Source organism: Glaciecola punicea ACAM 611 (genome assembly GCF_000252165.1).
Taxonomy (GTDB): Bacteria; Pseudomonadota; Gammaproteobacteria; order Enterobacterales; family Alteromonadaceae; genus Glaciecola; species Glaciecola punicea.
On sequence record NZ_BAET01000007.1, the window covers coordinates 282724 to 294439 of the forward strand.

Sequence of the window (11716 nt, forward strand, 5' to 3'; positions counted from 1 at the left end):
TTGAGTTTAGCCCAGAAGAATATTATAAATGGGACTATTGAAAGGCGTAATAATTAACGATATCTAGTAACTAAGATAAATTTATGTATTGCTATTTAACAAACCCTATATCGAGGTGTTTTTAACGCACACCAAACCTTTCAGGTAATAACCTTCTGGGAAGTAACTTGCCACCATATGGTCGTAGTCTTGGTGGAGGCGCTGAACAATGCTTAAACTGGTGTTGGCATCTAAGGCGGCATCGGCCACTATTTTTCCGAATAAATCTGCAGGCATTAAGCCAGAGCAGCTAAACGTAATAAGCACACCGCCTTCTTCTAATAACTCGCAGGCTAAGCGGTTAATATCTTTATACCCTCTGGATGCTCTTACAAGGTGTCGTTTATTTTCAATGAACTTAGGTGGGTCCATAATTATTACGTCAAACTTATCGCCGTTTTGGTGATAAGTTCGCAGTTGTTCAAATACATCTGCTTTTACGTCAATGACTCGACTCGGGATGCCGCTGTTATTCTCGCCACCGATATTTGCTTTTGTACCATCGTTAGCGTTAATAGCTGCGTGTGAATTAACGTCATCCTTAGCGCTAGAGTCAGGATTGTCAGCATGCTCAGTGCTTATATTAAGCGATAAGTTACGCTTACCTGTATCAAGGGCGGCTTGTGACACATCAATGTTGGTTACGTGCTTAGCGCCATTAAGCGCTGCGTAAACGCCGAACGTACCAGAATAACTAAAACAATTTAACACTTTTTTGCCAGCGCAGTAACTGCCAGCAATTTCACGATTTAGGCGCTGATCCAAATAAAAACCTGTTTTATGGCCATTTAGCAGATCTACTTCTATTTTGACATTGTTTTCGGTAATGATAACAGTGTCAGGCAGGATGCCTGTATGGGTCTTCACGAGTAATTCTAAGCCTTCTTTTTTACGCACTTCAACGTCAGAGCGCTCATGAATACAGGCCTGTGGGAATAGTGCTTTAAGCGCATACACAATTTTTGATTTGTGTTTTTCACCACCTGCGCTCAACACTTGCATGACAACTACATTGTTGTACACATCAATTGTGATACCGGGCAGTCCGTCAGATTCACCTGCCACTAAGCGAAAAGCATTGGTGCGAGATTTTAGCAGCCACGGTTTGCGCAGATCAAATGCGCGCTGAATTTTATTTTTGAAAAAACTGTTGTCTATAATGGCGTCTTTGTTAAAGCTCCATACGCGCGCTCTAATTTGAGAATGAGGTGAGTAGGCGGCTTTCGCCAGCCATTCACCCTTAGATGACATTATGTCAACGGTGGCGCCTATTCTGGGCATGCCCACTTCTTCTTCTATTGCGCCTTCAAATATCCATGGATGCTTGCGCAATAATGACTTCTCGCGTTCTTCTTTCAGTATTAGCGCTGCGTTCATTGTTCTGTAAATCCTGTATCTTGGGGCAGATTGCTACTACCGGCGGCTATTCTGGCCAAATCGTCTACCAGTTCATTTTGGGGGTGGCCGTTGTGTGCTTTTACCCAATGCCAAGTAACACGCTGTTGTTGGCAGGCTGCGTCAAGCTGTTGCCAAAGGTCGGCATTTTTAACGGGTTTTTTATTACTAGTACGCCAGCCGTTTTTCTTCCAGTTATGGATCCACTGATTAATCCCGTTTTTCACATACTGACTGTCGGTATACAGATTAACTTCGCAGGTTTCTTTTAACTGGTTGAGCGCATTTATGGGCGCGAGTAACTCCATCCTGTTATTTGTAGTGTGAGCAAAGCCTGCGCTTATTTCTTTATTGGCATTGTTAAATTCTAACAGTGCGCCCCAACCCCCCGGGCCTGGGTTACCTAGGCATGAGCCATCAGTATAAATGTTTACTTTTTTCATATTGGAATATGTTCACTTCTTTTTGCTACTAAGACGTGCCTAAATTGATAAGATATTGCTGGCATAGGGCATAAAACACGCTAAATAAAAATTTCACGTTTTGGTATGGGCAGCCGCGATGGCCGATAGTATACTATTGCCACGCATTAAATAGCACCACAAAGTAAGAGAATAATACAACATGCGACAAATTGTACTAGACACCGAGACCACCGGCATTAACCCCAAAGAGGGTCACAGAATAATTGAAATTGGCTGCGTAGAGCTTATTGACCGCAAGTTAACCGGCAACACCTTTCATGTTTACATCAACCCAATGCGCGAAATTGAGCAAGAGGCGATAAACGTGCACGGGATCACGAACGAGTTTTTGACAGATAAACCACTGTTTAAAAACGTGGTTCACGGCTTTGTCGATTTTATAAAAGGGGCTGAACTTATCATTCACAACGCGCCGTTTGACGTGGGTTTTATGGATAATGAGTTTGCGCTTACCGATCGTTCTTTACCCATGACTAACACTTTTTGTACTATATTAGACACGCTAGTCATGGCCAGAAGAATGCGTCCAGGTCAAAAAAATAGCCTTGACGCCCTATGTAAGTTTTATCAGGTAGACAACAGCCGCCGCACCTATCATGGCGCTTTATTAGATTCAGAAATATTAGCAGAAGTATATTTGTATATGACGGGCGGCCAAACCAGTTTGTCGTTAAATGCAAACAGCGAAAACAATAATAGTGATGGTATTGAAAACGTCAAAAAGCTTAGCCAAAAACCAGCCTTGAAGATTATTCGTGCAACTGCCGATGATATAGCCAGAGATGAAGCTATATTTGGCTAGCAATGAAAAATACTTATACTTTACGGACATATATACAGGCGCGTTTTTGCGGCTATCGTGATAAATAGCAGATTCGCGTTTGCTCCTACAATACAATGTTTAATACAGTAGTGTTTCAATAGTGCTGCTCCAGTAGATGCCCAGTACTATACGAAATTTGCTAATACTGTACGAAATTTATCAATGCTGCACGAAAATCACGCAACAGACTAATTGTTTACAAAAACCAGTTGACTCCTTAATGCTGTCACCGTATTATCTGCGCCGCAATGAGGTAGGCGATAGCGTTTATTAAGGTTTAATACGTAATAAACGCACCAAGCACGGAATTGTTGCAATAAAGTGTTAATGTGAAGTAATTGCGGAGTGGTAGTTCAGTTGGTTAGAATACCGGCCTGTCACGCCGGGGGTCGCGGGTTCGAGTCCCGTCCACTCCGCCAATTTTCATATAATTGATACATTTTACATGGGGCTGTAGTGTAGCTTACCAATGTGGAGTGGTAGTTCAGTTGGTTAGAATACCGGCCTGTCACGCCGGGGGTCGCGGGTTCGAGTCCCGTCCACTCCGCCAACCATGTATCAATGATTATAACACTGCTAAAAACCACGTGGAGTGGTAGTTCAGTTGGTTAGAATACCGGCCTGTCACGCCGGGGGTCGCGGGTTCGAGTCCCGTCCACTCCGCCATTTTTAGTTTTATTGCAAATCTTATCTCTCAAATACATCTATCATATTATTACCTTGGGCTTGTTATTTATAACAGGTACACTATTGCCAAATAAATTTAGTGCGATTGGCTTATGAGTTCTCCTTTATTAGTTGGCAAAAATATTGTCAAAAACTTCATTGATGCACAGCGTAGCGTCGATATTCTTCACGGCGTTAATATAAACGTGCATGCTGGCGAAACACTGGCTATTTTAGGCGCCTCCGGATCTGGTAAAAGCACACTCCTCCATATTCTGGGCACCCTCGATTCTCCATGTTCTGGTGATGTTTTATTTAAGGGCGAAAGCCTTTTGTCGCTGTCCAAAAAGCAGCAGGCGTCTTTTCGCAATACGCAGCTAGGCTTTGTATATCAATTCCACCATTTGCTGCCTGAGTTTAACGCCACTGAAAACGTGGCGATGCCAAAGTTAATTGCCGGTGTAGCAAAAAAAGAGGCCTACGCAGGTGCGCATGAGCTGCTAGAAAGGGTAGGTTTGTCGCATAGGCTAAATCATAAGCCGCATCAAATGTCAGGCGGTGAAAGGCAACGCGTGGCAATTGCTCGCGCAATGATTAACAAACCCAGCATAATAATGGCCGACGAGCCTACTGGTAATTTAGACAACGACGCAAGTGATGACATTTTAAAGCTCATTAATGATATTAATAAAGCAGACAATACCTGCTTTATTATTGTGACCCACGATCATGGCTTAGCCAATAAAATGGATCGTACGCTAACCTTAGTGAACGGTAATTTTATGAATGAAGGTGATGTCGGTAAATGAATAGTTTTGTGTTTGAAATTGCCAAACGATTGCGCCAGCCCAACAAGCAAGATTCCTACATTAGCTTTGTGTCTGCCTCATCTACCGCCGGAATTGGCTTAGGTTGCGCGGTGCTTATTTTATTACTCTCAGTCATGAATGGCTTTGAATATGAACTGCGCAATACTCTATTAAGCATTGTGCCTCATGCGGAAATATTCTCCATTAACGATCGTGGCTTATACCCCGAAAAAGAATTTATTGATTTGCTTGAAAACGATCCTAAAGTTGACGCTGTCTTTTTGTTAAACAAAGCCAGTGGACTGTTGCAGACGGGTAAAAAAATGAAAGCGGTGTCTGTAATAGGCATAGATCGTGAGTATTTTATGCAGAAACTTATCAGAATGAATAACGATGAAGCTTTATTTGATCAGCTAAGCCAAGTAGAAAACGGCCTTTTACTGGGTAAAACCATTATACAAGACCAAGGGATTTCCGTAGGCGACCAAATCCAGCTACTGCTGCCTTCAAGTACTCAAAACTTAAGCTTTGCCGCGCCGAAATCGGCGTGGCTTGAGGTGGTCGGTGAATTATCGGCAGGCGGGGAGCTAAACAATCAGTTAGGCGTGGTGAACAATCAATATTTGGCTACCTTGTTGGGGTTTAGTGACAAGGTTACCCATATAGAAATTAAACTAAAAGATCCGTTTGACGCGCATGAACTGGTTCGAAAATACGGCTTTAATTTTTCACAAGCCGCTTTTATGTCTGACTGGACACGCACCAACGGCCATTTATATCAAGATATTCAGCTTATTAGGACCGTCGTGTATATTGTCTTGGCCTTGGTCATCGCCGTTGCCTGCTTTAACATAGTCTCGGCATTGGTAATGTCAGTAAAGGAAAAAAGCAAAGAAATCGCTATTTTGAAAACTATTGGCGCCACGAATACTGACATAGGCTCTATTTTTATCTTAAAAGGCCTATATCATGGCCTTAAAGGTGCGCTAGTAGGCACGGTGGTGGGTGTGTTGCTGGCGCTTTATTTACCTGAAATAATTACGCTTATAGAAGTTGTTTTAGGCACCCAAGTTTTTTCAGGCGATATTTACTTTACTGGCAGCATTCCTTCAAAGTTAGACTGGCTTGACGTTGTCATAACTGTGTCGCTTGTCATCGTCATTTCCACCATTGCTACTTTGTATCCGGCCAAACAGGCTGCAAATGTTGAGCCTACAGCTAATTTACATTAATCCTTACGCAGATAAAATGGCGCTTTGTTCTTGGAACAAGCGCCGTTTTCGTCACACTAAAGGTTTATAAAGACCTGTCGTTATAAACTGATTCATCTAGTTCGTTCTCAGACTTTGCCACTATACAGGCCACTGTACAATCGCCTGTCACGTTCACCACCGTTCGGGTCATATCAAGAAGTCTGTCTATGCCAATAATAAGGGCAATGCCTTCTACTGGCAGTCCAACCTGTTGCAAAACCATGGCCAGCATAATGAGTCCTACACCGGGTACACCGGCCGTACCGATAGAGGCAAGCGTTGCCGTTAACACCACCATAAGTAGCTGTGATGTAGTTAAATCTATGCCATAGGCTTGGGCGATAAACACAGTGGCAACACCTTGCATAATAGCGGTGCCGTCCATGTTTATGGTGGCGCCAAGTGGTATGGTAAAAGAGGCTACCGACTTTTTCACGCCAAGCTTGCTGCGTGCAGTTGCCATGGTGATGGGCAAGGTAGCGGCGCTACTAGAGGAGCTAAACGCGAAAACCGCTAGTTCTCTCATTTTATAAAACAAAATAAAAGGATTTAATCTGGCGAGTGTCGCCAGCAATATAGGGAAGGTAACGACGGCGTGCAAAACAAGCACTGCCAGCACTAAGAAGAAGTACTTTCCAATATACGTTAAGTCACCTAAGTCGATAGTGGCACCTAACCTTGCCATTAAGAAAAACACCCCGTAGGGCGCTAGGTTCATCACAATATTCACAATTTGCATGATCACTTCATTGGCTGCCTCAAATGCATTTTGGATTTTTTTGCCGCTGTCACCTGCTTTAGTAATAGCGATGCCAAACACAATTGAAAAAATAATAATCTGCAACATGTTGCCTTCGGCTAAAGAGGCGATGGGGTTAGAGGTAAACATATTGATAACAACCTCGACCAAACCTGGGGCTTCATTAACGACGTAGCTAATTTCCTCTGGTCTTTGAAAACCAACGCCAGGCTTAATGATGAGAGCCGCAATTAGCGCAATTGTTATTGCAATACCGGTAGTCAGTATATAAAGCAGCACTGATTTGCCGCCTAGTCTGCCCATTTTAGAAGGATCAGATAAGCCACTTACTCCACACACTAAACTAACGAAAACTAGCGGCACCACCAGCATTCTAAGTGAGTTTATGAAAATGGTGCCGCCTAACTCAAATATACCCTCTACAAAAAAACCTTTGAAAGAAAAGCTGATGCCTAAGGCGGTTAATATTAGGTCACCGCTGTCGTCATACGACAATTGTATGCAGTAACCTATAACGATTCCTAAAATCATGCCGATAAATATACGAAGGGTGAGATTTGTTTTTACAAGGTGAAGTAGTTTTTGGGCACTCGTGCTGTTGTTCACTGCGTTTGACATGCATAGACCTATTTTTATTGGTTATTAGTCTTAATACCTAAGATTGATAAGTATAACTCAAAATCGGAAACCTTTTATATACTCTACACCAGTACGGTGAATTGCTTAAGCCAAAAATTTAAAATGGGTATCATTAATGAAAATCGCTAGGTTAATTTTTACATTCTTTACATCGCTTTGCTTAGTTAATCCGATTTAGCTGTTTTTAACAACGACATCGCCACTGGCCTCACAAACTCCCACGGCATTGTCACGATACAAATGTCGGTAGGCACATTACTGGCAGTGGCACTATTACCGCAAGCGTTGAGAGCTTAGCGGCAGTTTCCATAGGGTTTGCTGCTATTGACACCAAATATCAGTAAGGTCATCAACCCGCTGTGGAACCGAAGCGGCCCGCCGTGTAATAATCTTACATAGCGGACTCTTTGCGTTCAGACGTAAACCTTATATTTGCTGAAAAGGGTACACACTGCCTAGTTGCATAATTTGCGTTAAGTCATCAAGCGCGGTTCTCGATTCTATTAATAGCTGTGGATCGGCTAAATCGTTTGCACTTAATACATCACGGTAGTGTTTATTTACCCATTGTGTAAGCTTGGTATACAAGCTGTCGTTCATCAGCGCATGCTGGTTTACGGCTTGGCGTTGTGCGTCTGTTAAGACCACGCGAAGCCTAAGGCAAGCAGGTCCGCCCCCGTTTTGCATACTTTGTTTTACGTCAAAAAAGTGCACCTTGCTGATAGGGTTGTTGGCCGCTATCACGCGGGTTAAGTAATCATTTATAGCGGAATTATTTTGACATTCCATAGGCGCGATAATTACCATGTCACCGCTGGGTAAATTAATAAGCTGGGTGTTAAATAAATAGCTTTTAACGGCACTTTCAACGCTGACCTGTTCGGTGGGGACTTCTATAAAATGAAAGTCGCCATTACCGTATGCAACGCTAATGTGGCGTTTGACCTGTGCGGTGTTTAAAAAGGCCTGCTCATGGTAAAACAAGACATTTTTATTGCCTACCGCAATAACGTCGTTATGAAAAACACCTTGGTCAATAATATCTGGATTTTGTTGTGCGTATACGGTGTGCTTTTTATCTAAGCCATGAAGGCGAGCAACGGCTTTACTGGCCTCAAGAGTTTGTCTGGCTGGGAAGCACTTGGGAGCGACTTGAGAGTCATCAAAAGCATGTTTTCCATATACAAAAAACTCCACGCCCTTATCGCCATAGTCACTGCAAAAGCGGGTGTGATTTGCGGCACCTTCATCCCCAAAATGATCATTGACTGGTAAGTGTTGATGATGCGTGAAATGCGCATCATCGGTAAAGATCGCACGCAGAATACCGCCGGTTACGGCCGGTTCTATTGAGCGATGGAACTTGTTGGTTAGGTTAGCCGGGGTAAAATTAACTTTTTTGTTGCTGCAGTCGGCGCTAGGCGAGACCGTGGCAGCGTTTGCTGTCCACATACTAGAGGCTGAACAGCACGCTAAGAATATAGCTGGTGCATGCTGTGCAGCCTTTGTTAATACCTCAGCGTCGTTGCCGGTAAAGCCAAGACGACGAAGCGTGTAAACATCAGGGCGTTCTTGTGGTGCCAATACGCCTTGGCACATTCCTAAATCTGCAAGGGCTTTCATTTTTTGTAAACCTTGAAGCGCTGCTTGTTTTGGATTGCTGATAGCTTTTGCGTTAGATTTTGAGGCAACGTTGCCAAACGATAGTCCTGCATAATTGTGGGTGGGTCCAACTAAGCCATCAAAATTCGCTTCAAGTGTTTTCATAAATAACCTTATTCTTGCCATGTTGATGATAAGTACTTTAATGTTATCATGCGCGCGATTAGACGCTGAAGTATACGTACTTAAAAATGCTTGCCAATAAATTTTTAAGAAAAGCACTGTGAAAACAACAGCTTTGTGAATTAATTTTAGATATTTATACGGTTCGGCTTGTTTTCTATTCACTTTGCAGATATATCTTAAAAAGAAATCGCACATTATCAATGCCGTTAGTCAGCTTGACTGGCGTAGCAATCATCTAATTTTATAAGGCTTTTAATTATAAATGGGCAAGTCACTCGTTATAGTAGAATCACCCGCGAAGGCGAAAACAATAAATAAATATCTAGGCAAAGATTTTATTGTTAAATCAAGCGTGGGTCACATAAGAGATTTACCAACTAAATCCCTCGGCCTAGTTGAACCTAAAAAACCCGCAAAAGAACTTAAAGAATGGGACGAAGACGCAAAAGCCGATTATTTAAGAACATATGAATACCGTAAGTTAGTAGACAGAATGGGCGTAGATCCTAAGCAAAACTGGAGCGCGCATTACCAAATATTACAAGGTAAAGAGAAAGTCGTTAGCGAGCTTAAAAAGCTGGCTAAACAAGCTGACACAATTTACCTTGCAACGGATTTGGATAGGGAAGGTGAAGCTATTGCGTGGCATCTGCAAGAGCTTCTTGATGGCAAAGGAAAAGAGTTTAAACGTGTGGTCTTTAACGAAATTACCCAAAGTGCTATTCAAGACGCATTCTCTAAACCGAGCACCGTTGACATAAATAGAGTTAACGCTCAGCAGGCTCGCCGCTTCTTAGACAGGGTCGTAGGTTTTATGTTATCGCCACTGCTTTGGAAAAAAGTGGCGCGAGGTTTGTCAGCCGGTCGTGTGCAGTCAGTTGCCGTGCGTTTAGTGGTAGAAAGGGAACGAGAAATAAAGATATTTGTGCCGGAAGAGTTTTGGGACATTCATGCCGATTTAGCCAGCGCTAAATTAGCCAAAGATGCGCCCAATTTACGTATGCTTGTGGCCAAGCAAAATGACAAAGCGTTTAAACCTTTAAACAAAGATCAAGCAACGAGCGCGGTGGTAACGCTTGAAAAAGCTGATTTTGAAGTAGTGAGTAGAGAATCAAAACCGACGCAGAGCAAACCTTCTGCACCATTTATCACATCGACCTTGCAGCAGGCTGCCAGCACGCGTTTAGGGTTTGGCGTGAAAAAAACGATGACCATGGCGCAGCGCCTATACGAAGCTGGGCACATTACCTATATGCGAACCGACTCCACTAATTTAAGCGGTGAAGCGGTCAACACCTGTAGAGAATACATAAGCAAAAAATTTGGGCCTCAGTATATTCCCGAAGATGCAATTAAATACGGCAGTAAGGATGGCGCCCAAGAGGCTCACGAAGCCATCAGGCCTTCGAACGTTGTTGTAACCGCAAACAGTCTTAACGAAATGGAAAGAGACGCACAGCGGCTCTATGAGCTGATTTGGCGTCAGTTCTTAGCATGTCAAATGACTAATGCGAAATATGATGCGACCACCTTGAAAGTAAAAGCGGCTGACTTTGAACTCACGGCCAAAGGTCGTGTGCTGCTGTTTGACGGCTGGACAAGTGTCATGAGTCAGATCAAGAAAAAAGGTGATGCAGAGGCAGACCTGCCTGATTTAAAAGCGGGAGACACGCTCACCTGCAGTGCGGTAGACCCTAAACAACACTTTACTAAACCGGTGGCCCGTTTTAACGAAGCATCGTTGGTTAGAGAGTTAGAAAAAAGAGGAATAGGGCGCCCGTCTACTTACGCCAGTATTATTTCGACTATTCAAGATAGAGGCTACGTTAGGTTAGATACTAAACGTTTCTACGCCGAGAAAATGGGTGAAATAGTCAGTGACCGTTTAGTTGATAACTTTGCTGATCTCATCAGCTATGACTTCACCGCTAACATGGAGCAAAGCCTAGACGATATTGCTCACGGTCAACTACCTTGGAAAAAGGTACTAGATAACTTTTATGCCGATTTCTCTGAAAAGCTAAGCTTAGCCGAGAGAAGTCAAGACGACGGAGGAATGCTGCCTAATCAAGCCGTTCCAGTCGATATTGAGTGTCCTAAATGCGCTCGCCATATGAATTTAAGAACGGCCAGCACTGGGGTATTTTTAGGCTGTTCGGGCTACGCATTACCGCCAAAAGAGAAATGTACGCAAACCTTGAACTTAACCCCTGGCGATGAGGTTATAAAAGTTGATGACGAAGAAGAGTTAGAAACTGAGGCCTTACGCGCTAAAAAACGTTGCCCTATATGCGAAACTGCGATGGACAGCTACCTTGTGGACGAAAATCGCAAACTACATGTATGCGGCAACGTGCCAACCTGCATGGGCTATGAAATTGAAAAAGGTGTCTTTAAAATAAAGGGCTATGATGGCCCTATTATCGAATGCGATAAATGTAAAAGTGATATGGAGCTAAAAACCGGTCGCTTTGGTAAATACTTTGGCTGCACCAGTGAAGAGTGCAAAAACACACGTAAGTTGTTGAGGAATGGCGAAGCAGCGCCGCCTAAAGAAGACCCCGTGTTTATAACCGAGCTTGAATGTGAAAGCTCTGATGCGCATTTTGTGTTGCGTGACGGCGCTTCTGGTATATTCTTAGCAGCCTCTACTTTCCCACGTTCGCGTGAAACACGTGCTCCACTAGTGGCCGAACTAGCTAGGTTCAAAGACAGAATATCGCCTAAATTTTATTACTTAGCCGATGCACCGCTTAAAGATCCTGATGGCAACTTCGCGCTTGTTCGTTATAGTCGTAAAACTAAACAGCAATATGTAATGTCTGAAGATAAAGCTAAGAAGGCGACTGGCTGGGCGGCATGGTATACAGACAAAAACTGGGTGGTTGATGATACACGCAAGCAGTCTGCAGTAGCTAAAAAGCCAGTCAAGAAGACTACTAAAAAGGTCGCTACCAAGTCCCTTAAGAAAGAGTCCCTTAAGAAAGAGGCAGCTAAGAAAACTCCGCCTAAGAAAGAAGCGCTTAACGCCACCAAGTAAGAAACTACAATGTAGACAT

The 11716-nt window shown here is 43.3% G+C and carries 8 protein-coding genes and 3 tRNA genes; 7 read left to right on the forward strand and 4 right to left on the reverse strand.

The genetic code is table 11. The features are described from left to right. Positions 1 to 105 precede the first annotated feature (105 nt). Together GPUN_RS03630 and rnhA are read right to left on the reverse strand one after the other, a co-directional pair. Positions 106 to 1416 (reverse strand): class I SAM-dependent rRNA methyltransferase, encoded by a 1311-nt coding sequence (locus GPUN_RS03630; RefSeq protein ID WP_006003492.1) that lies wholly within the window; start codon positions 1414 to 1416, stop codon positions 106 to 108. Further along, a complete protein-coding gene (gene rnhA / locus GPUN_RS03635) occupies positions 1413 to 1877 on the reverse strand; it encodes a ribonuclease HI (RefSeq protein ID WP_006003495.1) in 465 nt (154 codons plus the stop codon). The genes GPUN_RS03630 and rnhA overlap by 4 nt, the downstream gene beginning before the upstream one ends. Before the next feature lie 181 nt (positions 1878 to 2058). On the opposite strand from rnhA, the gene dnaQ reads away from it, so the two are divergent. From dnaQ to GPUN_RS03665, 6 genes are all read left to right on the forward strand, one after another. Continuing rightward, entirely contained in the window at positions 2059 to 2721 is a 663-nt protein-coding gene (gene dnaQ, locus GPUN_RS03640; protein ID WP_006003497.1) for a DNA polymerase III subunit epsilon, read from the forward strand. 363 nt (positions 2722 to 3084) lie between these two features. Beyond that, a tRNA-Asp gene (locus GPUN_RS03645) sits at positions 3085 to 3161 on the forward strand. A gap of 54 nt (positions 3162 to 3215) precedes the next feature. Next, a tRNA-Asp gene (locus GPUN_RS03650) sits at positions 3216 to 3292 on the forward strand. Positions 3293 to 3331: 39 nt separating this feature from the next. Continuing rightward, positions 3332 to 3408 (forward strand) — tRNA-Asp (locus GPUN_RS03655). A 113-nt stretch (positions 3409 to 3521) separates the two neighbouring features. Continuing rightward, positions 3522 to 4217 carry a lipoprotein-releasing ABC transporter ATP-binding protein LolD gene (gene lolD / locus GPUN_RS03660; RefSeq protein WP_006003499.1) on the forward strand — a complete coding sequence of 232 codons (696 nt, stop codon included), beginning with the start codon at positions 3522 to 3524 and terminating at the stop codon, positions 4215 to 4217. Next, positions 4214 to 5449: a lipoprotein-releasing ABC transporter permease subunit gene (locus GPUN_RS03665; protein WP_006003501.1), complete on the forward strand. Its 1236-nt coding sequence runs from the start codon at positions 4214 to 4216 to the stop codon at positions 5447 to 5449. Before lolD ends, GPUN_RS03665 begins: the two co-directional genes overlap by 4 nt. A gap of 64 nt (positions 5450 to 5513) precedes the next feature. Here the strand turns inward: GPUN_RS03665 and GPUN_RS03670 are convergent, their stop codons facing one another. Then, on the reverse strand, positions 5514 to 6848 hold the full coding sequence (locus GPUN_RS03670) for a dicarboxylate/amino acid:cation symporter (protein ID WP_051987272.1): 1335 nt from the start codon (positions 6846 to 6848) through the stop codon (positions 5514 to 5516). A 447-nt stretch (positions 6849 to 7295) separates the two neighbouring features. Further along, positions 7296 to 8636 (reverse strand): N-succinylarginine dihydrolase, encoded by a 1341-nt coding sequence (gene astB, locus GPUN_RS03675; protein ID WP_006003505.1) that lies wholly within the window; start codon positions 8634 to 8636, stop codon positions 7296 to 7298. 283 nt (positions 8637 to 8919) lie between these two features. Here astB and topA point away from each other — a divergent pair, with 283 nt between their 5' ends. After that, positions 8920 to 11697, forward strand: a complete 2778-nt coding sequence (gene topA, locus GPUN_RS03680; RefSeq protein WP_006003507.1) for a type I DNA topoisomerase — start codon at positions 8920 to 8922, stop codon at positions 11695 to 11697. Positions 11698 to 11716: the final 19 nt, after the last annotated feature.